The organism is Pseudomonas sp. C5pp (genome assembly GCF_000814065.1).
Taxonomy (GTDB): Bacteria; Pseudomonadota; Gammaproteobacteria; order Pseudomonadales; family Pseudomonadaceae; genus Aquipseudomonas; species Aquipseudomonas asiatica.
Window position 1 is genome coordinate 113,589 of the sequence record NZ_JWLN01000001.1, and the last position, 26,659, is coordinate 140,247.

28 protein-coding genes are annotated in these 26,659 nt (G+C 63.7%); 17 read left to right on the top strand and 11 right to left on the bottom strand.

Features of this window, described 5'->3' with window-relative positions:
* Positions 1-24: 24 nt before the first annotated feature.
* Entirely contained in the window at positions 25-393 is a 369-nt protein-coding gene (locus tag RR51_RS00510; RefSeq protein ID WP_003258195.1) for a DUF4870 domain-containing protein, read from the bottom strand.
* A 23-nt stretch (positions 394-416) separates the two neighbouring features.
* Positions 417-1,139 (bottom strand): ribonuclease PH, encoded by a 723-nt coding sequence (gene rph / locus RR51_RS00515; protein ID WP_039612336.1) that lies wholly within the window; start codon positions 1,137-1,139, stop codon positions 417-419.
* A 228-nt stretch (positions 1,140-1,367) separates the two neighbouring features.
* Here rph and RR51_RS00520 point away from each other — a divergent pair, with 228 nt between their 5' ends.
* Together RR51_RS00520 and gmk are read left to right on the top strand one after the other, a co-directional pair.
* On the top strand, positions 1,368-2,231 hold the full coding sequence (locus tag RR51_RS00520) for a YicC/YloC family endoribonuclease (RefSeq protein WP_039612337.1): 864 nt from the start codon (positions 1,368-1,370) through the stop codon (positions 2,229-2,231).
* Between the two features lie 13 nt (positions 2,232-2,244).
* Positions 2,245-2,865, top strand: a complete 621-nt coding sequence (gmk, locus tag RR51_RS00525; protein ID WP_039612338.1) for a guanylate kinase — start codon at positions 2,245-2,247, stop codon at positions 2,863-2,865.
* A 124-nt stretch (positions 2,866-2,989) separates the two neighbouring features.
* Here the strand turns inward: gmk and RR51_RS00530 are convergent, their stop codons facing one another.
* The 3 genes from RR51_RS00530 to RR51_RS00540 all read right to left on the bottom strand — a co-directional run bounded on the left by RR51_RS00530 (position 2,990) and on the right by RR51_RS00540 (position 6,805).
* Positions 2,990-4,531: an APC family permease gene (locus RR51_RS00530; RefSeq protein ID WP_039612339.1), complete on the bottom strand. Its 1,542-nt coding sequence runs from the start codon at positions 4,529-4,531 to the stop codon at positions 2,990-2,992.
* A gap of 113 nt (positions 4,532-4,644) precedes the next feature.
* Positions 4,645-5,418, bottom strand: coding sequence for a gamma-glutamyl-gamma-aminobutyrate hydrolase family protein (locus RR51_RS00535; RefSeq protein WP_015272333.1), 774 nt, complete (start codon positions 5,416-5,418; stop codon positions 4,645-4,647).
* Between the two features lie 4 nt (positions 5,419-5,422).
* On the bottom strand, positions 5,423-6,805 hold the full coding sequence (locus RR51_RS00540; protein WP_015272334.1) for a glutamine synthetase family protein: 1,383 nt from the start codon (positions 6,803-6,805) through the stop codon (positions 5,423-5,425).
* 207 nt (positions 6,806-7,012) lie between these two features.
* Here RR51_RS00540 and RR51_RS00545 point away from each other — a divergent pair, with 207 nt between their 5' ends.
* From RR51_RS00545 to RR51_RS00565, 5 genes are all read left to right on the top strand, one after another.
* Positions 7,013-7,885, top strand: coding sequence for a LysR family transcriptional regulator (locus tag RR51_RS00545; protein WP_013974798.1), 873 nt, complete (start codon positions 7,013-7,015; stop codon positions 7,883-7,885).
* Positions 7,886-8,146: 261 nt separating this feature from the next.
* The gene (rpoZ, locus tag RR51_RS00550; protein WP_003253383.1) at positions 8,147-8,410 is read left to right on the top strand and encodes a DNA-directed RNA polymerase subunit omega; all 264 of its coding nucleotides are present in this window, start codon (positions 8,147-8,149) and stop codon (positions 8,408-8,410) included.
* Between the two features lie 59 nt (positions 8,411-8,469).
* Entirely contained in the window at positions 8,470-10,578 is a 2,109-nt protein-coding gene (spoT, locus tag RR51_RS00555) for a bifunctional GTP diphosphokinase/guanosine-3',5'-bis pyrophosphate 3'-pyrophosphohydrolase (RefSeq protein ID WP_013974799.1), read from the top strand.
* 23 nt (positions 10,579-10,601) lie between these two features.
* Positions 10,602-10,982, top strand: a complete 381-nt coding sequence (locus RR51_RS00560) for a RidA family protein (protein WP_009684531.1) — start codon at positions 10,602-10,604, stop codon at positions 10,980-10,982.
* Between the two features lie 59 nt (positions 10,983-11,041).
* Positions 11,042-11,767, top strand: coding sequence for a hypothetical protein (locus RR51_RS00565; protein WP_039612340.1), 726 nt, complete (start codon positions 11,042-11,044; stop codon positions 11,765-11,767).
* A gap of 130 nt (positions 11,768-11,897) precedes the next feature.
* On the opposite strand, the gene RR51_RS00570 is transcribed toward RR51_RS00565, so the two are convergent.
* On the bottom strand, positions 11,898-12,755 hold the full coding sequence (locus RR51_RS00570; protein ID WP_023663581.1) for an SDR family oxidoreductase: 858 nt from the start codon (positions 12,753-12,755) through the stop codon (positions 11,898-11,900).
* 190 nt (positions 12,756-12,945) lie between these two features.
* Between RR51_RS00570 and exbB the strand changes: the two genes are divergently transcribed.
* From exbB to RR51_RS00600, 6 genes are all read left to right on the top strand, one after another.
* The gene (exbB, locus tag RR51_RS00575) at positions 12,946-13,920 is read left to right on the top strand and encodes a tonB-system energizer ExbB (RefSeq protein WP_013974802.1); all 975 of its coding nucleotides are present in this window, start codon (positions 12,946-12,948) and stop codon (positions 13,918-13,920) included.
* 3 nt (positions 13,921-13,923) lie between these two features.
* Positions 13,924-14,352 (top strand): TonB system transport protein ExbD, encoded by a 429-nt coding sequence (gene exbD / locus RR51_RS00580; RefSeq protein WP_013974803.1) that lies wholly within the window; start codon positions 13,924-13,926, stop codon positions 14,350-14,352.
* Positions 14,349-15,080 (top strand): energy transducer TonB, encoded by a 732-nt coding sequence (locus RR51_RS00585; protein WP_015272339.1) that lies wholly within the window; start codon positions 14,349-14,351, stop codon positions 15,078-15,080. The genes exbD and RR51_RS00585 overlap by 4 nt, the downstream gene beginning before the upstream one ends.
* A gap of 94 nt (positions 15,081-15,174) precedes the next feature.
* Positions 15,175-16,101, top strand: coding sequence for a hydrogen peroxide-inducible genes activator (locus tag RR51_RS00590; RefSeq protein WP_013974805.1), 927 nt, complete (start codon positions 15,175-15,177; stop codon positions 16,099-16,101).
* Between the two features lie 3 nt (positions 16,102-16,104).
* Positions 16,105-18,183, top strand: a complete 2,079-nt coding sequence (recG, locus tag RR51_RS00595; protein ID WP_039612341.1) for an ATP-dependent DNA helicase RecG — start codon at positions 16,105-16,107, stop codon at positions 18,181-18,183.
* A 78-nt stretch (positions 18,184-18,261) separates the two neighbouring features.
* On the top strand, positions 18,262-19,665 hold the full coding sequence (locus RR51_RS00600) for an aminoacyl-tRNA deacylase and HDOD domain-containing protein (protein ID WP_039612342.1): 1,404 nt from the start codon (positions 18,262-18,264) through the stop codon (positions 19,663-19,665).
* A 126-nt stretch (positions 19,666-19,791) separates the two neighbouring features.
* Here the strand turns inward: RR51_RS00600 and RR51_RS00605 are convergent, their stop codons facing one another.
* The 4 genes from RR51_RS00605 to RR51_RS00620 all read right to left on the bottom strand — a co-directional run bounded on the left by RR51_RS00605 (position 19,792) and on the right by RR51_RS00620 (position 22,133).
* Complete coding sequence (locus RR51_RS00605) at positions 19,792-20,166, bottom strand: helicase (RefSeq protein WP_003258183.1); 375 nt, start codon at positions 20,164-20,166, stop codon at positions 19,792-19,794.
* A 148-nt stretch (positions 20,167-20,314) separates the two neighbouring features.
* Positions 20,315-20,614, bottom strand: coding sequence for an HU family DNA-binding protein (locus RR51_RS00610; RefSeq protein ID WP_003258182.1), 300 nt, complete (start codon positions 20,612-20,614; stop codon positions 20,315-20,317).
* Positions 20,615-20,800: 186 nt separating this feature from the next.
* Positions 20,801-21,949: an NAD(P)/FAD-dependent oxidoreductase gene (locus RR51_RS00615; protein ID WP_039612343.1), complete on the bottom strand. Its 1,149-nt coding sequence runs from the start codon at positions 21,947-21,949 to the stop codon at positions 20,801-20,803.
* Between the two features lie 16 nt (positions 21,950-21,965).
* Positions 21,966-22,133: a rubredoxin gene (locus RR51_RS00620; RefSeq protein ID WP_003253349.1), complete on the bottom strand. Its 168-nt coding sequence runs from the start codon at positions 22,131-22,133 to the stop codon at positions 21,966-21,968.
* Positions 22,134-22,360: 227 nt separating this feature from the next.
* Here RR51_RS00620 and RR51_RS00625 point away from each other — a divergent pair, with 227 nt between their 5' ends.
* Complete coding sequence (locus RR51_RS00625; protein ID WP_015272344.1) at positions 22,361-22,918, top strand: chorismate--pyruvate lyase family protein; 558 nt, start codon at positions 22,361-22,363, stop codon at positions 22,916-22,918.
* A complete protein-coding gene (ubiA, locus tag RR51_RS00630) occupies positions 22,918-23,808 on the top strand; it encodes a 4-hydroxybenzoate octaprenyltransferase (RefSeq protein WP_013974811.1) in 891 nt (296 codons plus the stop codon). Before RR51_RS00625 ends, ubiA begins: the two co-directional genes overlap by 1 nt.
* Positions 23,809-23,928: 120 nt before the next feature.
* Here the strand turns inward: ubiA and RR51_RS00635 are convergent, their stop codons facing one another.
* Positions 23,929-24,300, bottom strand: a complete 372-nt coding sequence (locus tag RR51_RS00635) for a COG4315 family predicted lipoprotein (protein ID WP_039612344.1) — start codon at positions 24,298-24,300, stop codon at positions 23,929-23,931.
* Between the two features lie 172 nt (positions 24,301-24,472).
* On the opposite strand from RR51_RS00635, the gene phoB reads away from it, so the two are divergent.
* Positions 24,473-25,162, top strand: a complete 690-nt coding sequence (gene phoB / locus RR51_RS00640; RefSeq protein WP_003253341.1) for a phosphate regulon transcriptional regulator PhoB — start codon at positions 24,473-24,475, stop codon at positions 25,160-25,162.
* Between the two features lie 48 nt (positions 25,163-25,210).
* Complete coding sequence (gene phoR, locus RR51_RS00645) at positions 25,211-26,518, top strand: phosphate regulon sensor histidine kinase PhoR (RefSeq protein WP_023661986.1); 1,308 nt, start codon at positions 25,211-25,213, stop codon at positions 26,516-26,518.
* Positions 26,519-26,659 lie beyond the last annotated feature (141 nt).

Consider the following 26,659-nt stretch of genomic DNA (forward strand, 5'->3'; position numbering starts at 1 on the left):
TAGGGCTGCAAAGCAGCCCCAGCATTATTTGATCGGCCGCCAGATCATCGGATAGCGATACGGCTTGCCCTCATTCGCCCGCACAGCCGCAATGATGATCAGGATCATCACCGCGACCATCAGCATGGCGAACAGCACCAGCCCGATGAACACGAACATCAGCAGGAAGCAGATGAACCCGGCAATGGTTACGCTGATCTGAAAATTCAGCGCCTCTTTGCCTTGGGCGTCGATGAAAGGGTCTTGCTCGCGCTTGAGGTGCCAAAGCACCAGCGGGCCCAGCAAGTGACCGAGCGGCACCACCAGGCCCAGCAGCGCGGAGAGGTGGCAGAACATCGCCCACTGCCGGATTTCGGCATTGGGCGGGGTGATCGACAGGTTCGATTCGCTCATGCCCCGCACCTCCCTGGCTGGGTTCAGTCGGCCAGTGCCGCCTGCTGCAGTTCGAAGATCTCGCTCATGCCCTTCTGCGCCAGGGCGAGCATGGCGTTGAAGTCTTCAGGCTGGAACGGCGCACCTTCGGCAGTACCCTGCACTTCGATGAAACCACCGGCGCTGGTCATGACCACGTTCAGGTCGGTTTCGGCGGCGGAGTCTTCCAGGTAGTCCAGGTCGAGCACCGCTTCGCCCTGATACATGCCCACCGACACTGCGGCGATCATGTGCTTGAGCGGGTTGCCGGCTTTCAGACCACCGCGCTTCTTGATCACTGCCAGGGCATCGCACAGAGCGACCATGGCACCGGTGATGGACGCGGTACGGGTGCCACCATCGGCCTGGATCACGTCGCAGTCGATGTACAGGGTGATATCACCGAGCTTGCTCATGTCCAGCGCGGCGCGCAGCGAACGGCCGATCAGACGCTGGATTTCCAGGGTGCGGCCACCCTGCTTGCCACGGCTGGCTTCACGCTGGTTACGCTCGCCGGTGGAGCGCGGCAGCATGCCGTACTCGGCAGTCAGCCAGCCTTGGCCCTGGCCTTTGAGAAAGCGCGGCACACCGTTTTCCACGCTGACCGTGCAGATGACCTTGGTGTCACCGAACTCGACCAGTACCGACCCTTCGGCGTGCTTGGTGTAGTTGCGGGTAATGCGGATCGAGCGGAGCTGATCGGCGGCGCGACCACTTGGACGTTTCATCTGGGATACCTGTACTGGGACTTTGAATCTGCCGAGCATTATAGAGCCCATGGCCCGGGGAAGACATGCCTATTGTCGCGCCCGGCACAGCCCGTCGCCTTTTCCTACTGGCCAGGCCACCCGTCGGTAACATGGGTGGATTGGGCGCCGAGGCCCCACTGCGCTACAATCCTGCGCCTTGCAGCCGAGAGGCTCCCACCGTTCATTCATATACGCGAGGTACTCCCCATGGTGCACAGCATGACCGCTTTTGCTCGTGTCGAGCGCGCCGGCAGCCAAGGCACCCTGGTCTGGGAGCTGCGTTCGGTCAACCACCGTTACCTGGAGCCGCACCTGCGCCTGCCCGAGGCCCTGCGCGACCTCGAAGGCGCCGTGCGTGAAGGACTGCGCCAAGGCCTGTCGCGGGGCAAGGTAGAATGCACCTTGCGCCTCAACGAAGACAGCAACGGCAAACCGCTGAAGGTGGACCGCGAGCGCGCCGCGCAGCTGGTTGCCGCCGCCGAGGAAGTGGCCGGCCTGATCAAGCAGCCGGCACCACTGAACCCGCTGGAGGTGCTGTCCTGGCCAGGCGTGTTGGTGGCCGACGCCAACGATCCGCAGGCACTGAATACCGAAGCCATGGCGTTGTTCGATGAGGCGCTGGCCGAGCTCAAGGCCGGGCGTCAGCGTGAAGGCCAGGAACTGGCCCGGCTGATCAACGAACGCCTGGACAACATGGCCAGCGAAGTCACCACCCTGCGCGCCCTGGTGCCGCAGATGCTGGCAGCACAGCGGCAGAAGATCCTCGACCGCTTCGGCGATATGCAGGCCGAACTCGACCCGCAACGTCTGGAGCAGGAGATGGTGCTACTGGCCCAGAAGAGCGACGTGGCCGAGGAGCTCGACCGCCTCAGCACCCACGTCACCGAAGTGCGCCGCGTGCTCAAGGGTGGCGGTGCTGCCGGGCGGCGCCTCGACTTCCTGATGCAGGAACTCAACCGCGAGGCCAACACCCTCGGCTCCAAAGCCTTCGACCCACGCAGCACGCAAGCGGCGGTCAACCTGAAGGTATTGATCGAACAGATGCGTGAACAAGTACAGAACATCGAGTAAGGCCACCCCGACCATGAAGCACAGCAGCGGCACTCTCTACATCGTTTCGGCCCCTTCGGGCGCCGGCAAGACCAGCCTGGTCACTGCCCTGACCCAGGACGACTCGCAAATCCGCGTCTCGGTCTCGCACACCACCCGCGCCATGCGCCCGGGTGAGCAGCACGGGGTGAACTACCACTTCGTCGTCCACGAGGAATTCAAGGCTCTGATCGAACAAGGCGACTTCCTGGAGCATGCCGAGGTGTTCGGCAACTTCTACGGCACCTCGCGCAGCGCCATGCAGCAGACCCTGAACCAGGGTTACGACCTGATCCTGGAAATCGACTGGCAAGGCGCCCAGCAGGTACGCAAGCTGATGCCGCAGGCTTTGTCGGTGTTCATCCTGCCACCAAGCCAGCAGGCGCTGCGCGAGCGCCTGGACGGCCGCGGGCAGGACAGCGAAGAAATCATCGCCGGGCGCATGAAGGAAGCGGTCAGCGAGATGGTGCACTACGACGAGTATGACTACGTGATCATCAACGATGACTTCGACGAGGCGCTGGAGGACTTGAAGGCAGTGTTCCGCTCGAACCGCCTGCTGCTGAAAAAGCAGCAACAGCGCAACAGCGGGCTTCTGAAAGAACTGCTCTCCTGAAAGACCGCATGGGGCTGCTTTGCAGCCCATTCGCAGCACAAGGCTGCTCCTACAATGGCGCAATGTACGCCATCGATGTAGGAGCGGCCTTGTGTCGTGAAAGGGGCGCAAAGCGCCCCCAGCCTTATTCCTGCAATGGCAAGGTAGCCTGCTGACGCAGGGTAGCCCCCAGGAAATACGCCGGCGCGCGCAGCCGCGACAGCATCATCAGCACGATCCCCAGCACCGAGATGATCGCGGCGATCACGAACACCAGCCCCAGCCCGCCCACATGCGAGCCGCTGCCGAAGTCCGGCGAGGCGCTGTCGATGGCGGTACGCACGAAGATAACCGACAAGATCACCCCACCCACCAGCGGGCACAAGCCGCGCATCAGGAAGTGGCGCAGGCTGTCGAACAGGCTGTCGCGGAAGTACCAGACACAGGCGAAGGCCGTCAGCGAATAGTAGAAGCAGATCATCATGCCCAGTGCAGTGATGGTATCCGCCAACACGTTCTCGCTCAGGGTGCGCATGGTCACGTAGAACAGGCCCGCGGCCACGCCGGCGCAGATGGTGGCGTAACGCGGGGTCTGCGAACGTGGGCAGACGCTGGCGAACTTCTGCGGCACCGCACCGTAGTAACCCATGGCCAACAGTGTGCGCGCCGGCGACACGAAGGTCGACTGCAGCGACGCCGCGGTACTGGCCAGCACGGCAATGGACATCAGGATCGCCAGCGGCCCCATGACCGGGCCGGCCAGGTGAGCGAAGACGTTTTCCTGGATGCGCGGGTTGTTCAGGCCCAGGCCCTGTTCGCTGATACCAGCAAACTGCAGGGTGGCAATGGCGGTGAACAGGTACAGGCCGAGGATCAGCAGCACGGTCCAGGTGGCCGCCTTGCCCGGCACCTCGTCACTGCCGACCGACTCCTCGCTGACAGTCAGGCACACGTCCCAGCCCCAGAAGATGAAGATCGACAGCGACAGCCCGGCGGCAAAGGCCGAGAACGATTCGACGCCGAACGGGTTGAACCAGGCGAAATCGAATTCCAGCGGTGGCGGCGCCGTGGTTTCGCCGAAAGCGGCAAAGGCAAAGCCGATCAGCACCAGCAACTGCAGGGCCACCAGGCCGTATTGCACCGTCATGGTGGTGGTCATGCCGCGGCAGCAGATCCACACCGCCAGGGCGATGAACACGCAACAGGTGGTCATGTTGATGAGCAGGTTGTCGGCCAATGCCGCCAGTTCATGCTTGCCGGTGATCTGACCAAGGAACAGGTAGAAGAAGTCGACCGCCACCCCTGCCAGGTTCGACAACACGATGGTGGTGGCGACCACCAGACCCCAGCCACCGATCCAGCCGATCATCGGACCGAAGGCGCGCGCCGACCAGGTAAACGAAGTACCGCTGTCCGGCTCCGCCGAGTTCAGTTCGCGATAGCCCAAGGCTACCAACAGCATCGGCAGGAAGCCGACGATGAATACCGCTGGCAGGTGCGCGCCCACTTCACGCACGGTCGGGCCAAGGGCGCCGGTCAGGGTGTAGACCGGGGCGATGGTGGAAATGCCCAGCACCACGCTGGCCAGCAAGCCCAGCCGGCCGGTGGCCAGCCCCTTGCTGCGCTGGGTGTTGCCCGCGTCGGCCGCCACATCGGGTGGGCGGCCGGCTTCTGTGTAATTGCTCATGAGTATTTGCCGTAAATTTTGGAATTGTTTTCACAGGCCTTGCGTACAAGGCCCGCTTTCACTCATTGAAAGCTTGCTGCCGGGAACAAGTCATCCGAGACCTTCGGGTGACGTCAGAGTGCCTCCTGCCGTGCGCCCTCCCGTGTTGCATAAGCAAAACAGGCCTCGCGAAACGCCTGGAACAGACGTAACGAGACCGGGTTTTCGGTAAATCGCCACTCCGGGTGCCATTGCACGCCGAGCACAAAGCCCGGCGCAGCAGGCATGGACACCGCTTCGATCAGGCCATCCGGGGCCCGTGCCTCGACGCGCAGGCCTGGGGCCAGACGGTCGATGCCCTGGCTGTGCAGCGAGTTGACCTCGAACTGCGCCGCCAGGCCCAGGCGCTCGAACAACCCGCCAGGCTCGATGCCGACAAGGTGACGAGGGCCGTATTGCACCTCCAGAGGTGCGTCCTCTGGTTCACGGTGGTCCAGGTATCCGGGCAGTTCCTGCACGCGCTGGTGCAGGCTGCCGCCCAGGGCCACGTTCAATTCCTGGTAGCCACGGCAAATACAGAACACCGGCACACCGGCGGCAATGGCCGCCTGCAACAGTGGCAGGGTCAGGCGATCGCGTGCCAGATCGTGCCGGGTACCCGCCGCGCTGGGGGCGCCATTGTAATGATGCGGTTCGATATTTGAAGGTGAGCCGGTAAAAACAATGCCGTGCAGACGGGCCAGCAGCGCCTGCGTGTCGCTGCCCCCGTCACGGGCCGGCAAGATCAGCGGCAAGCCGGCAAAGCCGGCTGCCTCGACATACTTGTCGCCTACCGTATGCGACGAGTTCTTCCCCACCTGCTGGCGGCAGGCGCTGACACCGATCAAGGGGACCGCATTTGCGCTCATGGGCTTACACCGTGTGCAGGTACCAGTTGTACTCGAGATCGGAAATCGACACTTCGAACTCGGCCAGTTCGCTTTCCTTGCAGGCCACGAAGATATCGATGTAATCCGGGCTGATGTATTGGTTGAGGACTTCGCTGTCGTCCAGCGCGCGCAGGGCATCGCGCAGGTTGTTCGGCAGGCTCTGCTCCAGCTGTTCGTAGGAATTGCCTTCGATCGGCGCCTGCGGCTCGACCTGGTTGGTCAGGCCGTGGTGAACACCGGCGAGGATCGCCGCGAGCATCAGGTAGGGGTTGGCGTCGGCACCGGCCACGCGGTGCTCGAGGCGCACGTTATCGCTGCTGTCGGTGGGCACGCGCACGGCCACGGTGCGGTTGTCCAGGCCCCAGCTTGGCGCATTGGGCACGTAGAACTGCGCGCCGAAGCGGCGGTAGGAGTTGATGTTCGGGCAGAGGAAGGCCATCGACGCCGGCATGGTCTCCAGCACACCACCGATGGCATGGCGCAGCGCGTCGCTTTGCAGCGGGTCGTCACTGGCGAAGATGTTCTTGCCGGTTTTCTTGTCCAGCAACGAAATGTGCACGTGCAGGCCATTGCCTGCCTGGCCCGGGTAGGGCTTGGCCATGAAGGTGGTGTCCATCTCATGGTCATAGGCAACGTTCTTGATCAGGCGCTTGAGCAGGATCGCGTAGTCGCAGGCCTTCAGCGGGTCAGCCACGTGGTGCAGGTTGACCTCGAACTGTGCCGGGGCGCTTTCCTTGACGATGGCGTCGGCGGGCAGGCCTTGCTCCTTGGCCGCTTCGAGCATGTCCTGCAGGCAGTCGGCATATTCATCGAGGTCGTCGATGAGGTACACCTGGGTCGACTGCGGGCGCTTGCCGGAAATCGGCGAGCGCGGCGGCTGCGGGCGACCGTTGAGGTTGTCCTGGTCGATCAGGTAGAACTCCAGCTCGAACGCGGCGCAGATATCCAGGCCCAGGTCATCGAACTTGCTCACCACCTGGCGCAGTACTTCGCGCGGGTCGGCGAAGAACGGCTGGCCATCCAGTTCGTGCATGGTCATCAGCAGCTGGGCGGTGGGGCGCTTCTGCCACGGCTCGTCCGACAGCGTGCCGGGGATCGGGAAGCAGATGCGGTCGGCATCGCCGATGTCCAGGCCAAGGCCGGTGCTCTCGACGGTGGACCCGTTGATGTCCAGGGCGAACAGCGATGCCGGCAGGTTGATGCCCTTCTCGTACACCTTGTGCAGGCTGGCCCGCTCGATGCGCTTGCCACGTACCACGCCGTTCATGTCGGAGATCAGCAGGTCGACGTACTGCGTGTCCGGATGGGCCTGGAGGAAGTCATTCATCTCGCTGGAAGAACTGGCGCACGGGGTTACCGACGTCATGGCTGTACATCCTTTGATTTGCTGCGGCGATGTGGGGGATACGGCTGGCGCCTCACGGGCGACGATGGTTGCAGCTGTTGTTCTTTTCACTTTCCCATCGTGGGGATTGGTTACCCGACCGGGCGCATTGATTCCCGGGGGCCGTTTCACTATAAAATGGCCAAAACGCAACAGACATTGGCAATTCGGCAAGCAGAGCGTGCACCAATGCAATATCAGATTACCCATGCCGACCTCTCCCTGGTCCTGGCCCTGGAACGTGGCCGCTCGCTGGCCAAGGCTGCCGAGTTGCTCAAGGTCGATGTTTCGACGGTCTTCCGCTCGATCCGCCGGCTGGAATCGGCGCTGGGCACAGCCTTGTTCGTCAAGAGCCGCAAAGGCTACCTGCCGACCGACACCGCCCAGGCCCTGGCCGAGCAGGCCGAACGCGCCGAGCAGGCGCTGGAGGCGGCGCGCATCGCCATGACCAGTGGCGAGCAGGTGGTCAGCGGCACCGTACGCCTGACCTGTACCGAAGCGGTGATGCACAGCCTGCTGCTGCCGGCGCTGGCCGAGTTCATGCCCAACTACCCGGCCTTGTCGCTGGAGATGGGCACTTCCAACACCTTCGCCAACCTCAGCCGGCGCGATGCCGACATTGCCCTGCGCCTGACCAACACGCCACCGGAGCACCTGGTGGGCCGCAACCTGGGGTCCACCTCCTACGTGGTCTGCGGCCAGCCGCAGTGGCGCGAACGTCTGGCCGAGTCGCCTGCCAGCGTGCCGTGGATCGCCCCCGACGACTCGATGCAGGACCACCCTACGGTGGTCTGGCGCAACCAGCAGCACCCGGGGTTGAGCCCGCGCTACCAGTGCAGCGGCATGTCGACCATCGCTCAACTGGTCACGGCCGGGCTCGGCGTGGCAGCGCTGCCGGACTACATGGTGCATGCTCTGCCCGGGGTGGATGCGCTGAGCGGGCCGCTGCCGGGTTGCGACACCCAGCTGTGGCTGCTGACCCGGCCGGACTGCCGGGCGTTGCGCTCGGTGCAGACCTTGTTCGAGGAGCTGACCCCGCGGTTGCGTGACGCGATGCTCTGAGGTTATCGTCAGGCTCAAGCGATAGGGTGTCTGTTCCGGCCCTTTCGCGGCTGAAGCCGCTCCCACAGGGTGCGGTGATGAACCTGAGGACAATGCGGTCCCTGTGGGAGCGGCTTCAGCCGCGAAGAAGGCAACACAGGGCTTGAAGGTAACCACCCGACAAAACAGCGCTTCCCTATTGGCTGGTGATTTTTTAAACTATCGAGTCCGCCTGCCCATTATCGGGCTGCACGCCCACCGCAATTGCTACTGAGGAAGACCATGGCCCGCGTAACTGTTGAAGACTGCCTGGAACACGTGGATAACCGCTTTGAGCTGGTCATGCTCTCGACCAAGCGCGCTCGCCAGCTGGCGACCGGCGGCAAAGAGCCACGCGTTGCGTGGGAAAACGACAAGCCGACCGTTGTTGCCCTGCGTGAAATCGCCGAAGGCATCGTCACCAACGAGTTCATCGCCGCTGAAGAGATCGTCACCGAGGATCCGGTGTTCGCCGCGTTCGAGGACGAGAACAACGAGGCTGTCTGATTGATGCCAGGTCGACGTCGCACGGCGCAAGGCCCCCTTCCTCGGCAGGAGGTGAACCCATGCCGGGTATAGAAGCCTTGGCCGAACGGCTGTCGACCTACCTTGGCCCCGAACAGGTCAACCTGGTCCGGCGTGCCTATTTCTACGCCGAACAGGCCCACGATGGGCAGCGCCGCCGCAGTGGCGAGCCCTACGTGACCCACCCGCTGGCCGTGGCCAGCATCCTCGCGGACATGCACATGGACCATCAGAGCCTGATGGCGGCCATGCTGCACGACGTGATCGAAGATACCGGCATCGCCAAGGAAGCCCTCAGCCAGCAGTTTGGCGAGACCGTGGCCGAACTGGTCGATGGGGTCAGCAAGCTGACCCAGATGAACTTCGAGACCAAGGCCGAGGCGCAAGCCGAAAACTTCCAGAAGATGGCCATGGCCATGGCCCGCGATATCCGCGTGATCCTGGTCAAGCTGGCCGACCGCCTGCACAACATGCGCACCCTGGAAGTGCTGTCCGGCGAAAAACGCCGGCGCATCGCCAAGGAAACCCTCGAGATCTACGCCCCCATTGCCAACCGCCTGGGCATGCACACCGTGCGCGTTGAGTTCGAGGACCTCGGCTTCAAGGCCATGCACCCGATGCGTTCGTCGCTGATCCACCGCGCGGTAAAAAGCGCACGCGGCAACCGCAAGGAGATCGTCGCCAAGATCGAGCATTCGCTGGCCAACTGCCTGGCCGCCGACGGCATCGAGGGCGAGGTCAGCGGCCGGCAGAAACACCTCTATGGCATCTACAAGAAGATGCGTGGCAAGCGCCGCGCCTTCAACGAGATCATGGACGTGTACGCCTTCCGCATCGTCGTGGACAAGGTCGATACCTGCTACCGCGTACTCGGTGCGGTGCACAACCTGTACAAGCCGCTGCCCGGTCGCTTCAAGGATTACATCGCGATCCCCAAGGCCAACGGCTACCAGTCGTTGCACACCACGCTGTTTGGCATGCACGGCGTGCCCATCGAAATCCAGATCCGCACCCGCGAGATGGAAGAGATGGCCAACAACGGCATTGCCGCGCACTGGCTGTACAAGTCCAACGACGACGAGCAACCCAAGGGCAGCCACGCCCGCGCCCGCCAGTGGGTCAAGGGCATCCTCGAGCTGCAGCAACGTGCCGGCAACTCGCTGGAATTCATCGAGAGCGTGAAGATCGACCTGTTCCCGGACGAGGTCTACGTTTTCACGCCCAAAGGCCGCATCATGGAACTGCCCAAAGGCTCCACGGCCGTCGACTTCGCCTACGCGGTGCACACCGACGTCGGCAACAGCTGCATCGCCTGCCGCATCAACCGCCGCCTGGCGCCGCTGTCCGAACCGCTGCAAAGCGGCTCGACGGTGGAAATCGTCAGCGCCCCGGGCGCGCGGCCGAACCCGGCCTGGCTCAACTTCGTGGTTACCGGCAAGGCGCGCACGCACATCCGCCACGCGCTCAAGCAGCAGCGTCGCTCCGAGTCCATCAGCCTGGGCGAACGCCTGCTGAACAAGGTGCTCACCGGCTTCGACAGCAGCCTGGAAATGATCCCCCAGGAGCGCATCCAGGCCATTCTCGCCGAGTACCGCCTGGAGCTGATCGAAGACCTGCTCGAAGACATCGGCCTGGGCAACCGCATGGCCTACGTGGTCGCGCGCCGCCTGCTGTCGGCCGAAGGCGAGCAGCTGCCGGCACCGGAAGGTCCGCTGGCGATTCGTGGTACCGAAGGGCTGGTGCTGAGCTACGCCAAGTGCTGCACACCGATCCCGGGCGACCCGATCGTCGGCCACCTGTCAGCCGGCAAGGGCATGGTCGTGCACCTGGAAAACTGCCGCAACATCAGTGAAATCCGCCACAACCCGGAAAAGTGCGTACAACTCTCCTGGGCCAAGGACATCACCGGTGAGTTCAATGTCGAGTTGCGTGTCGAACTGGAGCACCAGCGCGGCCTGATTGCCCTGCTGGCCAGCAGTGTCAACGCCGCCGACGGCAACATCGAGAAGATCAGCATGGACGAACGCGACGGCCGTATCAGCGTGGTCCAACTGGTGGTCAGCGTGCACGACCGCGTGCACCTGGCGCGTGTGATCAAGAAGCTGCGTACCCTGACCGGTGTGGTCCGCATCACCCGCATGCGTACGTAGTCCGCCAACCGCAAGGAGTCATCATGAGCAAGACCGTCATCAACAGCGACAAGGCCCCTGCCGCCATCGGCACCTACTCGCAGGCGATCAAGGCCGGCAACACCGTGTACATGTCGGGCCAGATCCCGCTGGACCCGAAGACCATGGAGCTGGTCGAAGGCTTCGAAGCCCAGACCGTACAGGTGTTCGAGAACCTCAAGGCCGTGGCTGAAGCCGCTGGCGGTTCGTTCAAGGACATCGTCAAGCTGAACATCTTCCTCACCGACCTGAGCCACTTCGCCAAGGTCAACGAGGTGATGGGCCGCTACTTCGAGCAGCCTTACCCGGCCCGCGCCGCCATCGGTGTTGCCGCGCTGCCGAAAGGCGCCCAGGTCGAAATGGACGCCATTCTGGTCATCGAATGATGCCCTCGGTGACGGGCACCCCGCCCGTCACCTTCCCTCCTTTGCAAGGTTATCCCCTCATGCGTCAAGCACTGCCCCTCGCGCTGGCAGCCCTGCTTCTGGGCGGCTGCGCCAGCCACAAACCCGAAGATTTCAACGGCACCTGGATCAACCAGGACGCCATCACCGCTGCGGTCAAAGGAGGCAGCTTGCGCCAGGCACTGAATGAGCATGGGCCGGTGCTAGAGTGGAAACTCGATGTTGCCACTCAGCAGGCCAGCTTCAGTAACGGCTACGAAGCCGTTGACGGCCAAATGACCATCAACGAAAAGCAGATGCAGGCCAATTTCCAGGGCAGCCTCGTCGAACAACTGGCGCTTGATGGCGATGAACTGAAAACAACCGATCGGTCCGGCGCTGAGCAAACCTTCGTGCGCACCAAGCAGGCCGGCGATGCGCCATTGGGCGGCAGCTTCGAGAAGGCCCTGTACCAGGCCTATCTGGGCGGCAACTGGAAGATCGTCGAAGGCCAGGGCAAAGGTGCCAGCGTGCGCTTCGGCGACACCGGCAACGTCACCGGCCTGCCAGGGCCAGACCGTTTCGCCCTGTGCCTGGCGGGTGACTGCGCGACCATGGGTGGCAGCAATGACAGCCTGTGGCTGGAGCGCAACCAGCGTGGCGCGCCGTTCATCCTCAAGCGCGATGGCGACAAGCTGGAGATCTTCCAGGCAGTGAACCGCGCGCAGCCGGATGAAATGCCAGTGTTGGCGGCCGGCAAGCGCCAGTGGGTGCTGGAGCTGGACTGAAGCCTGCTGAAATCGTGTTCGACCTCATCGGCCTCTTCGCGGGTAAACCCGCTCCCACAGGTGCACCGCTGGTTTCAAGCCTGGTGATGTGCCTGTGGGAGCGGGTTTACCCGCGAAGAGGCCGGTAGACTCAGCGCACGCCTTTCAGGATTGCGGCATAGCCTTCCCTGTAACTCGGATACACCGGCGCCCAGCCCAATGCCCGCGCCCGGGCATTACTGCAGCGCTTGCTGCCGGTCCGCCGCACCCGCTGCTCATCCGACCACTCGGTTACCCCCATGTACGCCCGCAGCCAGGCCACCACATCGGCCAGCGGCGCCGGGTCGTCGTCGACGCCGATGTAGCAGTCGTCGAGCACCTTGCCGTCGGCATCGGCCTGCAACAGGAACGCCAACAGGCTGGCAGCATCCTCGGCATGGATGCGGTTGCCATACAGCGGTGGCTCCTCGGCCACGCGATAGCCCTGGCGCACCTGACTGAGCAGCCACTCGCGGCCGGGGCCATAGATGCCGGTCAGGCGCACCACGCTGGCCGGGATGCCGCTGGCCAGCGCCAGCCGCTCAGCCTCCAGCATCAACCGCCCGGAATAACCTTCAGGCTCGGTGGCCGCGCCTTCTTCGATCCACTCGCCGTCCTTCTGTGCATACACGCTGCTGCTGGACACGAACAGCAGCCGTCGTGGGCATTGCCCGCGCTCGGCCAGCCAACCCAGCACATGGCGCAAACCGTCGACATAGGCTGCCTGGTAACCCGCTTCGTCGTGCTGGCTGGCCGCCACGCAATACACCAGGTAGTCCGGCGCGCGCTGCGGCCAGGTGTCGGGAATCGATGGCTCGGACAAGTCCGCTGCCACCGGCACGACCCCCGCAGGCAACTGCCCGACCGAGCGACGCAGGCCGCTCACCTGCCAGCCGCGCGCGAGCATCTGCCGGGCAAGACGCCCGCCTACATCACCACATCCCACCACCATCACGGAAAGGTCTGACATCTCTAAACTCCCTAGACCAATTGATCAGCCCGACCACGCTACACGATGGATGGCTAGACCATAGGCGAAAAAAGCAACAAGATTACTTTTGTTAACAAGAATTACTTGCAATAATGGCCGCCAAATTGTTCTCGGCCTACCTCGAGGCCTTGGAGAACGTTAACTTCATTCTTCATCAGGTCCGGCCAGCATGACACGTACTCAACCTTCCGCTTCGCCAACCCCGTCGCGCGCCTGGCGCGCCATCGCCGCGCTGACACTCAGCCTGGTGCTGGCCCCGGTGGCCATGGCCGATGAGCCAACCGCCAATGCTGCTGCGCCTGCTGCCGCTACCGCACCGGCTGCTCCGGCAGTTGCTCCAGCCGCAGCACCGGCTGGCGGTGCAGTTGCCGCCACCCCGGTTGATGCCCCGGTCGCTGCAGACCCGAGCGTCGAGGCTCTGGTTGAAGACACCTCGCTGGGCATGGCCCACGACCTGTCCCCTTGGGGCATGTACAAGAATGCCGACGTGGTGGTGAAGGCGGTGATGATCGGCCTTGCCATTGCCTCCATCATCACCTGGACCATCTGGATTGCCAAAGGCTTCGAGCTGATGGGCGCCAAGCGTCGCCTGCGTGGTGAAATCGCCCTGCTGAAGAAATCCGCCAGCCTCAAGGAAGCCAGCGACGTTTCCAACAAGGAAGGCACCCTGGCCCACACCCTGGTCCACGACGCACTCGAAGAGATGCGCCTGTCGGCCAACGCCCGCGAAAAAGAGGGCATCAAGGAGCGCGTCAGCTTCCGCCTGGAGCGCCTGGTACACGCCAGCGGTCGCACCATGAGCAGCGGCACCGGCGTACTCGCCACCATCGGCTCCACTGCGCCATTCGTCGGCCTGTTCGGTACCGTATGGGGCATCATGAACAGCTTCATCGGCATCGCCAAGACCCAAACCACCAACCTGGCCGTGGTTGCCCCAGGTATCGCCGAAGCCCTGTTGGCCACCGCCCTGGGTCTGGTCGCCGCAATTCCGGCCGTGGTCATCTACAACGTCTTCGCCCGCTCCATCGCCGGCTACAAGGCCCAGGTGTCCGACGCCTCCGCCCAGGTGCTGCTGCTGGTCAGCCGTGATCTGGACCATCAGGGCAGCGAGCGTGTTGCCCCGCACATGGTGAAAGTGGGGTAAGCCATGGGCCTGCATCTCAACGAAGGTGGCGACGACCTCGCCGAAAACCACGAAATCAACGTTACGCCGTTCATCGACGTGATGCTGGTGCTGCTGATCATCTTCATGGTCGCAGCCCCCTTGGCCACGGTCGACATCAAGGTCGACCTGCCGGCCTCGACCGCCAAGCCGGCGCCGAGGCCCGAGAAACCGGTGTTCGTCAGCGTCAAGGCCGACCAGAAGCTGTACGTCGGTGACGATCAGGTCCCTGCCCCCGACCAGCTTGGCCCGATGCTCGATGCCAAGACCAAGGGCGACAAGGAAACCACCATCTTCTTCCAGGCTGACAAAGGCGTGGATTACGGTGACCTGATGGAAGTGATGAACAACATGCGCGCGGCCGGCTACCTGAAAGTCGGTCTGGTAGGTCTAGAGACGGCAGCCAAGAAATGACAAGAACGCGCTCGAACATGGCGCGCTACGGTGGCAGCCTGGCGATCGTGCTGGGCGTGCACGTGGTCGCCGTGCTGCTGACGCTCAACTGGTCGGTGCCCCAGGCCATCGAACTGCCACCGGCAGCCATGATGGTCGAGCTGGCGCCGTTGCCGGAGCCTGCGCCACCACCGCCCCCGAAAGCGGCGCCGCAGCCACCGGCACCGGTCGAGGAACCGCCACTGCCGAAGCTGGCCGAGGCACCCAAGCCCAAGATCGCCATTCCCAAGCCGCCCAAGCCAAAGGCCAAGCCACAGCCGCCCAAGCCCGAGAAAAAGCCTGAGCCGCCGAAGGAAGCACCGCCGACCGAACAAACGGTAGACGCACCGCCCAGCAACACGCCACCGCAGAAGTCCGCGGCACCGGCACCGAGCATTGCGTCCAACAGCAAAGCCCTGCCTACCTGGCAGAGCGACCTGCTGCGTCACCTGGCCAAGTACAAGCGTTACCCGGAAGACGCGCGCCGTCGCGGGCTGCAGGGCATAAACCGCTTACGTTTCGTGGTCGACGCCGAAGGCAAGGTGGTGTCGTACTCCATGGCCGGAGGTTCGGGTAGTGCCGCTCTGGACCGGGCGACCCTGGAAATGATCCGTCGGGCCGGCACGGTACCCAAGCCGCCACCCGAGTTGCTGAACAATGGCACGATCGAAGTCGTGGCCCCGTTCGTCTACTCGCTGGACCGCCGCTGAGACTTTTGTTTCTGTCACAAATCGGCAAGTCTGATAACGTGCGTCTATCGATTGCAGCCGCTATGCTGGGCTCGCAACTTCATGGACGCACGTTATGACCCTCACAGAATTACGCTACATCGTCACACTCGCCCAGGAACAGCATTTCGGCCATGCCGCCGAACGCTGCCACGTGAGCCAGCCGACCCTGTCGGTCGGTGTGAAGAAGCTCGAGGATGAGCTTGGCGTCTTGATCTTCGAGCGCAGCAAGAGCGCGGTCCGCCTGACCCCGGTCGGCGAAAGCATCGTCGCCCAGGCGCAAAAGGTACTGGAGCAGGCCCAGGGCATTCGCGAGCTGGCCCAGGCCGGCAAGAACCAGCTGACCGCCCCGCTCAAGGTCGGTGCCATCTATACCGTCGGCCCGTACCTGTTCCCGCACCTGATTCCGCAGCTGCACCGCGTGGCACCGCAGATGCCGCTCTACATCGAAGAGAACTTCACCCACGTACTGCGCGAAAAGCTGCGCAACGGCGAACTGGACGCGGTGATCATCGCCCTGCCGTTCAACGAAGCCGACGTGCTGACCCTGCCGCTGTACGATGAGCCGTTCTGCGCCCTGATGCCGGCTGACCACCCGTGGACAGCGAAAAAGACCATCGACACCGCCATGCTCAACGACAAGAGCCTGTTGCTGCTCGGTGAAGGCCACTGCTTCCGCGACCAGGTACTGGAGGCTTGTCCAACGCTGAACAAGGGCGGTGAAGGCTCCAAGCACACCACGGTGGAGTCCAGCTCGCTGGAAACCATCCGTCACATGGTGGCCTCAGGCCTTGGCGTGTCGATCCTGCCGCTGTCGGCGGTGCACAGCCACCACTACGCCCCCGGTGTCATCGAGGTTCGCCCACTGACCGCACCGGCACCATTCCGCACCGTAGCCATCGCCTGGCGCGCCAGCTTCCCGCGGCCGAAGGCCATCGAGATCCTCGCCGACTCGATCCGCCTGTGCTCGGTCGCCAAAGCCCCTGCGGAACAACCGGCCTGAGTCATGAGTGAGCTGTCGAAGGTCCCGGTGACGGTACTCAAGGGGGTTGGCGAGGCCATGGCGGAGAAGCTCGCCAAGGTCGGCCTGGAGAACCTGCAGGACGTGCTGTTCCACCTCCCCCTGCGCTACCAGGACCGCACCCGCGTGGTGCCGATCGGTCAACTGCGCCCTGGCCAGGACGCGGTGATCGAGGGCGTGGTCAGCGGCGCCGACGTGACCATGGGCAAGCGCCGCAGCCTGGTGGTGCGCCTGGGTGACGGCAGCGGTGTGTTGAGCCTGCGCTTCTACCACTTCAGCAACGCGCAGAAGGAAGGCCTCAAGCGTGGCACCCACCTGCGCTGCTACGGCGAAGCACGCCCCGGCGCTTCGGGCCTGGAAATCTACCACCCGGAATACCGGGCGCTGAACGGCGACGAACCGCCGCCACCGGTCGAGCAGACCCTGACGCCGATCTATCCGTCCACCGAAGGCCTTACCCAGCAACGCCTGCGGCTGCTTTGTCAGCAGAGCCTGGGCCTGCTGGGCCCGCGCAGCCTGCCGGACTGGCTGCCCGACGAACTGGCCCGGGACTACCAGCTGGCGCCGCTGGACGATGCCATCCGCTACCTGCACAACCCGCCGGCCGACGCCGACCTCGACGAGCTTGCCGAAGGCCAGCACTGGGCCCAGCACCGCCTGGCCTTCGAAGAACTGCTGACCCACCAGCTGTCGCAGCAACGCCTGCGCGAAAGCCTGCGCAGCCTGCGCGCGCCGGTGCTGCCCAAGGCCCAGCGCCTGCAGGCGCAGTACCTGGCCAACCTGGGCTTCCAGCCGACCGGCGCGCAGCAGCGGGTGGCCAACGAAATTGCCTACGACCTCAGCCAGCATGAGCCAATGATGCGCCTGGTGCAGGGCGATGTGGGTGCCGGCAAGACCGTGGTCGCCGCCCTGGCCGCGCTACAGGCCCTGGAGGCCGGCTACCAGGTGGCCTTGATGGCGCCCACCGAAATCCTCGCCGAACAGCACTACATCACCTTCAAACGCTGGCTCGAACCGCTGGGCATCGAAGTCGCGTGGCTGGCCGGCAAGCTAAAGGGCAAAGCCCGGGCAGCCGCCCTGGAGCAGATCGCCAATGGCGCGCCAATGGTGGTCGGCACCCATGCGCTGTTCCAGGAAGAGGTGAAGTTCAAGCACCTGGCCCTGGCGATCATCGATGAACAGCACCGTTTTGGCGTGCAGCAACGCCTGGCCCTGCGCAAGAAGGGCGTGGCCGGGGAATTGTGCCCGCACCAGCTGATCATGACCGCCACGCCCATTCCGCGCACCCTGGCCATGAGCGCCTATGCCGATCTGGACACCTCGGTGCTCGACGAACTGCCACCCGGACGCACCCCGGTGAACACCGTGCTGGTGGCCGATAGCCGCCGCTTCGAAGTGGTCGAGCGGGTGCGCGCCGCCTGCGCCGAAGGGCGCCAGGCCTACTGGGTGTGCACACTGATCGAAGAATCCGAAGAGCTTACCTGCCAGGCCGCCGAAAGCACCTACGAGGAGCTGGGCAGTGCCCTGGGCGAGCTGCGGGTAGGGCTGATCCACGGGCGCATGAAGCCGGCGGAAAAGGCCGAGATCATGGCCGAGTTCAAGGCCGGCAACCTGCAGTTGCTGGTCGCCACCACGGTCATCGAGGTGGGCGTGGACGTGCCCAACGCCAGCCTGATGATCATCGAGAACCCAGAGCGCCTGGGCCTGGCACAGCTGCACCAGTTGCGTGGCCGGGTTGGCCGGGGCAGCGCCGTCAGCCATTGCGTGCTGCTGTACCACCCGCCACTGTCGCAGATCGGCCGCGAGCGGCTAGGGATCATGCGGGAAACCAACGACGGCTTCATCATCGCCGAAAAGGACCTGGAGCTGCGTGGCCCGGGCGAGATGCTCGGCACCCGCCAGACAGGCCTTTTGCAGTTCAAGGTCGCCGACCTGATGCGTGACGCCGACCTGCTGCCGGCCGTGCGCGACGCCGCCCAGGCCCTGATCGCACGCTGGCCGGAGCACGTCAGCCCGCTGCTCGATCGCTGGCTGCGTCATGGCCAGCAATATGGCCAAGTGTGACGCTGGTCCCATAATGGATCCAGATTTGCCCAGAGGCTGGTTATACTTCGCGTTTAAAGGAATCAGTGGATACGGACCATGACTGAAGTTGCCCTGGACACCGCAACCCCACACGCTCCCTCGGTCATCCGGCTGCTGCTCGACAAACTCGGCGTGGCCTACCGCGAGGTGGTCGAACATCCGCACCTGCCGGCAGCGTCGCGGGTACAGGCCGTGCTGCTCGACGACGAGGTCGGCGCCCTGATGGTGCTGTTCCCGCAGAGCCAGCTGCTGGACCTCAACCGCCTGGCCGAACTGACCGGGCGCAAGCTCACTGCGGTGTCGGTGCCTCGCCTGAAGCAGATGCTGGACAAGCACCAGCTCAAGGCCCTGCCGGGCATCCCGGCGCTGACCAGCTCGCCGTGCCAGTACGAAAAGAGCCTGCTAGACGCTGAAACCGTGTTTATCCAGTCTGGCGAAGCCGGCCTGCTGCTGGAAATCGAACGCGCGCACTTCAAGCGCATGCTGGCCAAGGCCAGCGCCAGCAGCTTCGGCCAGGAAGTCGAGGCAATCAGCCCCAACCTCGACCGCCCCGATGATGACACCCGGGAAATCACCAACGCCGTCCAGGCCTTCACTGCCCGGCGCATCCAGAAGCGCCTGGAAGAAACCATCGAAATCCCGCCGCTGGCCGACACCGCGCAAAAGATCATCAAGCTACGGGTAGACCCCAACGCCAGCATCGACGATATCACCGGCGTGGTCGAAACCGACCCGGCGCTGGCGGCACAGGTGGTGAGCTGGGCGGCATCGCCCTACTACGCCTCACCTGGCAAGATCCGCTCGGTGGAAGACGCCATCGTGCGTGTGCTGGGCTTCGACCTGGTGATCAACCTGGCCCTGGGCCTGGCGCTGGGCAAGACCCTGAGCCTGCCGAAAGACCACCCCCAGCAGGCCACGCCGTACTGGCAGCAGTCGATCTACACCGCCGCGATCATCGAAGGCCTGACCCGCGCCATGCCACGGGCCGAGCGCCCCGAGGCCGGCCTGACCTACCTGGCCGGGCTGCTGCACAACTTTGGCTATTTGCTGTTGGCGCACGTATTCCCGCCGCACTTCTCACTGATCTGCCGCCACCTGGAGGTCAACCCGCACCTGTGCCACACCTATGTGGAACAACACCTGCTGGGCATCAGCCGCGAGCAGATCGGTGCCTGGTTGATGAAGCTGTGGGACATGCCGGAAGAACTGTCCGCCGCACTGCGCTTCCAGCACGACCCGGCCTATGAAGGCGAGTTTTCGGCGTTCCCCAACTTGGTGTGCCTGGCCACCCGCCTGCTGCGCTCGCGAGGGATTGGCTCGGGGCCACAGCAGGAGATTCCAGACGAATTGCTGGAACGGCTGGGGATTACCCGGGACAAGGCCGAGGATGTGGTGAACAAGGTGCTCGAAGCAGAGAGCCTGCTGCGTGAGCTGGCTTCGCAGTTCCACGCACCTCACTGACATGATTGGCCCCTGTGGGAGCGGGTTTACCCGCGAAGATCGCGACGCGGTGCATGGCACCGGCGTTGCCGGTGTTCGCGGGTAAACCCGCTCCCACAGGGTATGAGTCAGCAGGCCTATTGAGTTTCAGCCCTTCTTCTTCGGCTTCAGGTACTTCATCAACCCCTGGAACCACATCACCAGCGCCGGGTTGCCCTTGATCTGGATGTGCTTGTCCTGAATCCCCTGCATGAACGCCAATTGCTTGTTACCTGCCTGCATGGTGGTGAAACCATAGGCAGCGTCCTTGAAGGCGATGGCGAACGCTGGCTGCGGGTGCGCACCGCCCTTGCTGCTGATGCGTTCGTTGTTGACTATGAAGTGCCGGGCGACCTTGCCGTCCAGGGTCTGCATCTGGAACACCAGGTCCTTGCCCTTGAGCTGCTGCTGGAACGCCGGGTTGTTGCGGCTGGCCCTGGCCATCAAAAGCCCCATGGCCCAGAGAAGAAAGCGGAACTTCATCAACGCGCCTCGAATTAAAAGTGACTAAGGCGCGCAGTCTATCCTTTTCCAGAACTATTTATGCAAGTTCGAAACATTTTGCCTGCAGAAAGCACAACGGGCGCCCTGAGGCGCCCGCTTGGCTGACACTGGGGTTGTCAGGGAGCGATCACTTGCCTTTCTTGGCCGACTTGACGGGGGCGTTGACGCTGTCGCGCAAATTCTTGCCTGGTTTGAAAGCCACGGTATTGCTGGCCTTGATCTTGACCGGTTCACCGGTTTGCGGGTTCTTGCCGGTACGCGCACCGCGATGACGTTTTTCGAAGGTGCCGAAACCGACCAGGGTCACGGTGTCCTTGTCCAGGGCACCCGTGATGCTGTCGAGAATCGCGTTCAAAACCTGATTGGCCTTTTCCTTGGTCAGATCGGCCTTTTCGGCGATGACGGCGGCGAGTTCTGGTTTGCGCATAGTGAAGCCTCTTTGACGGAATTCTTGTTGTTATGCCGTGCTGCCCTGGGAGCAGCGCTCAAGGCACCGCAGGCTCTAATCTGCGGCAGACGGAAGTGAGGATGGCACGTGCACAGGGGCCGCGCCAGTATCTGGGCGGCCATTGTGCAAGCAACAACAGGATAAATCCGACAGAACGCCAGCTATTTACGCCATCAGGGCCGGCAGCTGGCGATTCAGGGCCAGCTTTTCCATCACGGCCGCCCCGGTGAGGGCGTAGCCCAGCAGCTTGCCCTCTGCATCAAGGCAGAGCACCTTGAGGTCACTGCCCTGCCCCTCTACCTGCCAGGTGCCTTCGTGGCCCTGGGGCGGCGGCGAGACCACCAGCGGGCAGGCCGGGGTTTTCACGGTGATCGGCATCGGCCCGTAGGCGACCGTTGTCGGCTTGCCGGCCAGGGTTTGCGCCAGGGCCCGGGCACAGCTCATCAGCGGCATCACATAAAGCAGGTTGATGCCATCGACTTCGGCACAGTCGCCAAGGGCAAAGATGTTGGAGTGGGACGTGCGCAACTGGCGGTCCACGCAAACGCCGCGGTTGGTCTGCAGGCCAGCAGCGGCAGCCAGGTCGGTGCGCGGGCGCAGGCCGATGGCTGAAACCACCAGGTCGCAGGCGATCACGCTGCCGTCGGACAAGTGCGCCTCCAGGCCCTGCGCCACCTGCTGCAGGCGGGTCAGTACCGGGCCGAGGTGAAAGCGCACGCCCAGGCCTTCCAGCCCGGCCTGCACGGCAGTGGCAGCAGCCGGGTGCAGCAGGGTCGGCATGACTTGCTCGCACGGCGCCACCACATCGACCTGGAAGCCGCCCAGGCTCATGTCGTTGGCGAATTCGCAGCCGATCAGGCCGGCACCGAGGATCAAGACACGCTGTTTGCCGACGGCGGCGGCACGGAAGCGCGCGTAGTCTTCCAGGTCGTTGATCGGGAACACTCGATCGCCGCCATCACCTTCGATCGGCACCTGCACCGTCTGCGCCCCCCAGGCCAGCACCAGATCGCGGTACTCCACCGCCTCTTCACCTATCCACAAACGCTTGTGACCCGGGTCGATGCCGCTGATGCGGGTATGGGTGCGAATCTCGGCATTCAGTTGCTCGGCCATGGCGCCCGGCTCGGCCATGCTCAGGCCGTCGGCGTCCTTCTGCTTGGCAAAGCCGGTGGACAGCATGGGCTTGGAGTAGGAACGACCGTCATCGGCGGTGATCAGCAGCAGCGGCGTCTGCGCATCGAGCTTGCGAAATTCACGGGCCAGGTTGTAGCCCGCAAGGCCGGTACCGATGATTACCACAGGGGACGTCATGTCGTGCTTTCCTCGATTAGCCGATGGAGATCATTTCAAAGTCGCTCTTGCCCACGCCGCAGTCGGGGCATAGCCAATCTTCAGGCACGTCTTCCCAGCGTGTGCCGGGGGCGATGCCGTCGTCTGGCCAGCCTTCGGCTTCGTCGTAGATCAGGCCACAGACAATACATTGCCACTTCTTCATCAGGTCTTTTTCCTCGGTTCAAGCTGGAGCTTTGTGTTGCTGCTGATGGCCTCTTCGCGGGTGAACCCGCTCCTACAGCGACCGCGTAGCCTGTGGGAACGGGTTTACCCGCGACGAAGCCTGCGCTCAATTCGTGGGGCTTTGTAGCGGCCCTGTCAGCAGTATGCAAGCAGTCCGGGCAATCATGCTAAGCTCGCCGCCTCTCTGGTTGTAACAAGCAGACCGACGTGTCGTACGAATCCCCGCAAGCAGCCGCTGTCGCGTGGCTGCCGTATTCACGGCTGGCGACCGACATCGACCAGCCCACCCTTGACTGGCTGTTCGACGAGGGCTCGCTGACCCGTCGCCTGACCCGCCTGTCCAACGATCACTTCTCCGTCACGCCGCTATTCGAGGGCTGGCAACCGCTGCGCGATGACGAATGCCAGGCACTGGGCATCGCCGCCGGTGCCGAAGGCTGGGTGCGCGAGGTGTACCTGCGCGGCCATGGCCAACCCTGGGTGTTCGCCCGCAGCGTCGCCAGCCGCAGCGCCCTGGAGCGCGGCGGGCTGGACCTGGAAACCTTGGGCAGCCGTTCGCTGGGCGAGTTGCTGTTCTGCGATCAGGCATTCATCCGCCACCCCATCGAGGTGTGCAGTTATCCACAGGCCTGGCTGCCGAGCGAAGCCGCCCATACTGCGCTGTGGGGCCGCCGGTCGCGCTTCGAACGTGGCGGCCTGGACCTGCTGGTGGCAGAGGTGTTCCTGCCGGCATTGTGGCAAGCGGCCAAGGAGGAAAACCGCTGATGTACATGCAACTGCTGAAGTCGCTCAACCGCCTGCACCCGCGGGCCTGGGACTTTGTCCAGCTCAGCCGCATGGACCGGCCGATTGGTATCTACCTGCTGCTGTGGCCGACCTTGTCGGCGGTGTGGATTGCTGGCAATGGTTCACCAACCCTGGCCAACGTGCTGATCTTTGGCCTCGGTGTGGTGCTGATGCGCGCCGCAGGTTGCTGCATCAACGACTTTGCCGACCGCAAGGTGGACGGCCACGTCAAACGCACCGCCGACCGCCCCCTGGCCAGCGGCCGGGTCCGCCCGCGCGAAGCATTGGCGCTGTTCGCCATCCTGGTCGGAGTGAGCTTCCTGCTGGTGCTGTGCACCAACAGCCGCACGGTGTGGCTGTCGTTCGGTGCGGTAGCTCTGGCGTTCTGCTACCCGTTCATGAAGCGCTACACCTATTACCCGCAGGTGGTGCTGGGGGCGGCGTATTCCTGGGGCATTCCCATGGCCTTCACCGCAGCGGGTGGCGAGCTGCCGGCCAGCGCCTGGCTGCTGTACATCGCCAACCTGCTGTGGACGGTGGGCTACGACACCTACTACGCCATGGTCGACCGTGATGACGACCTGAAGATTGGCGTGAAGTCGACCGCCATCCTGTTCGGCGATGCCGACCGCACCATCATCCTGACCTTGCAGCTGCTGTCGCTGGGCTGCCTGTTGCTGGCCGGCAGCCGCTTCGAGCTGGGTGGCTGGTTCCACCTGGGGCTACTGGGCGCGGCGGCGTGCTTTGCCTGGGAGTACTGGTCGACGCGCAAGCTGGACCGGGAGTCGTGCTTCAAGGCGTTTCTACACAATCACTGGGCGGGGATGCTGGTGTTTATCGGGGTAGTACTGGATTACGCACTGCGTTGAAGCTGAGGGCCCTATCGCCGGCAAGCCAGCTCCCACAGGTGCAGCGCTGCCTTCACAGCTTGCGCATAACCTGTGAGAGCTGGCTTGCCGGCGATGGACCGCAAAGCGGCCCCGGCAATCTCAAGGCTTGGCAACGTGCCAGACGTCCTTCATGCCGTCACCGGTCATGTCGCCGGCCTTTTTGTCCTTGATGAAGGTGTACAGCGGCTTGCCGTCATAGGCCCACTGCTTGCTGCCGTCATCGCGCATCACTACTGTCCACTTGTCCTTGGCCGGTTCGTCATTGGCCTGGACCATCAGCGGCGGCCAGTTTTTGGCGCATTCGCCATTGCACATCGACTTGCCGCCCGCATCCTTGTCGAAGGTGTACAGGGTCATGCCGGCATGATCGACCAACATCCCGCCCTTCTCCATCGCATGGTCGGCCAAGGCCACCCCCGGGAGCGCCAGCGCAGTGAAAAGGGCCATCCAGCTCAGCGTTTGTCGTGTCATTGGATTCACCATTGTTTCGGGGGGATTGAGTTCTGGTTGCCACAACTACGGCCCTTTCAAGCCTAGTTCAGTCATGGAATGTCGCCAGAACGGCCAACACCCTGTCACACAGCTGCAATAATTCCGTTATCTAATGCGGGCCAAGACACCGTATCCAGGAGAGGTTTTGAGCATGGTTGGCAGGAACATTCTGATCGTCGACGACGAAGCACCAATTCGCGAGATGATCGCCGTTGCCCTGGAAATGGCCGGCTATGACTGCCTGGAAGCGGAAAACTCCCAACAGGCCCACGCGATCATCGTCGACCGCAAACCGGACCTGATACTGCTCGACTGGATGCTGCCGGGCACCTCCGGCATCGAGTTGGCCCGCCGCCTCAAGCGCGACGAGCTGACCGGCGACATCCCGATCATCATGCTCACCGCCAAGGGTGAAGAGGACAACAAGATCCAAGGCCTGGAAGTGGGTGCCGACGACTACATCACCAAGCCGTTCTCACCACGCGAGCTGGTCGCCCGCCTGAAAGCCGTGCTGCGCCGCACCGGCCCGAGCGACAGCGAGGCACCGATCGAAGTCGGTGGCCTGCTGCTCGACCCGATCAGCCACCGCGTGACCATCGACGGCAAGCCAGCCGAGATGGGCCCTACCGAATACCGTCTGCTGCAGTTCTTCATGACCCACCAGGAGCGCGCCTACACCCGTGGCCAACTGCTGGACCAGGTATGGGGCGGTAACGTCTATGTCGAGGAACGCACCGTCGACGTACACATCCGCCGCCTGCGCAAGGCGCTGGGTGAAGCCTACGAAAATCTGGTACAAACCGTCCGGGGCACCGGCTACCGCTTCTCGACCAAGAGCTGATCGAGCTGAAAGGCGCCAAGCTGCACGTCGTTGTACAAGGACCGTCAATTGAACCAGAACTGGCACGCGACCCTGATTCGCCACCTGCTGCTGCTGATTACCGTCTGCCTGATCGGTGGGCTGGTCAGTGGCTACTATGGCTGGAGCCTGGCCATCGGCCTGGCGCTCTACCTGGGCTGGACCCTCAAGCAACTGCTGCGCCTGCATGACTGGCTGCGCAACCACCAACCCGACGAAGCACCGCCCGATGGCTACGGGCTGTGGGGCGAGGTGTTCGACAGCATCTACCACCTGCAACGCCGCGACCAGCGTGTACGCGGCCGCCTGCAGGCGGTGATCGACAGGGTGCAGGAGTCTACTGCCGCACTGCGAGACGCAGTGATCATGCTCGACAGCGATGGCAACCTGGAATGGTGGAACCGCGCCGCCGAGACCCTGCTGGGCTTCAAGACCCCACAGGACGGCGGCCAGCAGGTGACCAACCTGGTGCGCCACCCGCGCTTCAAGGAGTACTTCGAGGCGGGAAACTACCTCGAGCCGCTGGAAATCCCTTCGCCGATCAACGACCGCATGCGCGTGCAGTTGCACATCACCCGCTACGGCAACAACGAGCACCTGATGCTGGTGCGCGACGTTACCCGCATCCACCAGCTGGAGCAGATGCGCAAGGACTTCGTCGCCAACGTGTCCCACGAGCTGCGCACGCCGCTGACGGTCATCACCGGCTACCTGGAAACCCTGCTGGACAACGTCGAGGACGTGAACCCGCGCTGGAGCCGAGCCCTGCAACAGATGAGCCAGCAAGGCTCACGCATGCAGACACTGCTCAACGACCTGTTGCTGCTGGCCAAGCTTGAGGCCACCGACTATCCGTCGGACAACCACCCGGTGGCGGTCGATGCCTTGCTCTGCGCGATCAAGAACGACGCCCAGGCTCTGTCCGGGCCCCGCAAACAGCGCATCACCCTTGAAGCCGCGCCCGGTGTACAGTTGAAGGGCAGCGAGTCAGAGCTGCGCAGTGCCTTTTCCAATCTGGTGTTCAACGCGGTCAAGTACACCCAGGACGAAGGCAGCATCCGGATTCGCTGGTGGGCCGATGCCCAGGGCGCACACCTGTCGGTGCAGGACTCGGGGGTGGGCATCGATGCCAAGCACTTGCCACGTCTGACCGAGCGCTTCTACCGGGTCGACTCCAGCCGTGCGTCGAATACCGGGGGCACCGGGCTGGGGCTGGCGATCGTCAAGCATGTGCTGATGCGCCACCGCGGCAAACTGGAGATCAGCAGCGTGCCGGGGCATGGCAGTACGTTTACCTGTCACTTCGCACCAGCCCAATTGGCCAACGGCAAGGCTTGAGATCGGGGCTGCTGCGCAGCCCTTCGCGGGCACGCCCGCTCCCACAGGGACCGCAATAAGTCCGCCACCCTTTGCTTTTACCGCACCAGCCGCTACATTGGACCCCCTGTGCCAGCAAGAGCTGGCACTTTTTTTCTCTCT

Excerpts from the sequence above, each read along its gene's own strand:
- RR51_RS00610 (WP_003258182.1), bottom strand. The coding sequence starts at position 20,614 with ATGCGCAAACCAGAACTCGCCGCCGTCATCGCCGAAAAGGCCGATCTG.
- RR51_RS00635 (WP_039612344.1), bottom strand. The coding sequence starts at position 24,300 with ATGACACGACAAACGCTGAGCTGGATGGCCCTTTTCACTGCGCTGGCG.
- RR51_RS00510 (WP_003258195.1), bottom strand. The coding sequence starts at position 393 with ATGAGCGAATCGAACCTGTCGATCACCCCGCCCAATGCCGAAATCCGG.
- ubiA (WP_013974811.1), top strand. The coding sequence starts at position 22,918 with ATGTACATGCAACTGCTGAAGTCGCTCAACCGCCTGCACCCGCGGGCC.
- RR51_RS00530 (WP_039612339.1), bottom strand. The coding sequence starts at position 4,531 with ATGAGCAATTACACAGAAGCCGGCCGCCCACCCGATGTGGCGGCCGAC.
- RR51_RS00620 (WP_003253349.1), bottom strand. The coding sequence starts at position 22,133 with ATGAAGAAGTGGCAATGTATTGTCTGTGGCCTGATCTACGACGAAGCC.
- RR51_RS00565 (WP_039612340.1), top strand. The coding sequence starts at position 11,042 with ATGCGTCAAGCACTGCCCCTCGCGCTGGCAGCCCTGCTTCTGGGCGGC.
- exbB (WP_013974802.1), top strand. The coding sequence starts at position 12,946 with ATGACACGTACTCAACCTTCCGCTTCGCCAACCCCGTCGCGCGCCTGG.
- spoT (WP_013974799.1), top strand. The coding sequence starts at position 8,470 with ATGCCGGGTATAGAAGCCTTGGCCGAACGGCTGTCGACCTACCTTGGC.
- RR51_RS00585 (WP_015272339.1), top strand. The coding sequence starts at position 14,349 with ATGACAAGAACGCGCTCGAACATGGCGCGCTACGGTGGCAGCCTGGCG.
- RR51_RS00540 (WP_015272334.1), bottom strand. The coding sequence starts at position 6,805 with ATGACGTCGGTAACCCCGTGCGCCAGTTCTTCCAGCGAGATGAATGAC.
- RR51_RS00605 (WP_003258183.1), bottom strand. The coding sequence starts at position 20,166 with ATGAAGTTCCGCTTTCTTCTCTGGGCCATGGGGCTTTTGATGGCCAGG.
- RR51_RS00590 (WP_013974805.1), top strand. The coding sequence starts at position 15,175 with ATGACCCTCACAGAATTACGCTACATCGTCACACTCGCCCAGGAACAG.
- RR51_RS00600 (WP_039612342.1), top strand. The coding sequence starts at position 18,262 with ATGACTGAAGTTGCCCTGGACACCGCAACCCCACACGCTCCCTCGGTC.
- rph (WP_039612336.1), bottom strand. The coding sequence starts at position 1,139 with ATGAAACGTCCAAGTGGTCGCGCCGCCGATCAGCTCCGCTCGATCCGC.
- RR51_RS00545 (WP_013974798.1), top strand. The coding sequence starts at position 7,013 with ATGCAATATCAGATTACCCATGCCGACCTCTCCCTGGTCCTGGCCCTG.
- rpoZ (WP_003253383.1), top strand. The coding sequence starts at position 8,147 with ATGGCCCGCGTAACTGTTGAAGACTGCCTGGAACACGTGGATAACCGC.
- recG (WP_039612341.1), top strand. The coding sequence starts at position 16,105 with ATGAGTGAGCTGTCGAAGGTCCCGGTGACGGTACTCAAGGGGGTTGGC.
- exbD (WP_013974803.1), top strand. The coding sequence starts at position 13,924 with ATGGGCCTGCATCTCAACGAAGGTGGCGACGACCTCGCCGAAAACCAC.
- RR51_RS00535 (WP_015272333.1), bottom strand. The coding sequence starts at position 5,418 with ATGAGCGCAAATGCGGTCCCCTTGATCGGTGTCAGCGCCTGCCGCCAG.
- gmk (WP_039612338.1), top strand. The coding sequence starts at position 2,245 with ATGAAGCACAGCAGCGGCACTCTCTACATCGTTTCGGCCCCTTCGGGC.
- RR51_RS00560 (WP_009684531.1), top strand. The coding sequence starts at position 10,602 with ATGAGCAAGACCGTCATCAACAGCGACAAGGCCCCTGCCGCCATCGGC.
- phoB (WP_003253341.1), top strand. The coding sequence starts at position 24,473 with ATGGTTGGCAGGAACATTCTGATCGTCGACGACGAAGCACCAATTCGC.
- RR51_RS00570 (WP_023663581.1), bottom strand. The coding sequence starts at position 12,755 with ATGTCAGACCTTTCCGTGATGGTGGTGGGATGTGGTGATGTAGGCGGG.
- RR51_RS00615 (WP_039612343.1), bottom strand. The coding sequence starts at position 21,949 with ATGACGTCCCCTGTGGTAATCATCGGTACCGGCCTTGCGGGCTACAAC.
- RR51_RS00520 (WP_039612337.1), top strand. The coding sequence starts at position 1,368 with ATGGTGCACAGCATGACCGCTTTTGCTCGTGTCGAGCGCGCCGGCAGC.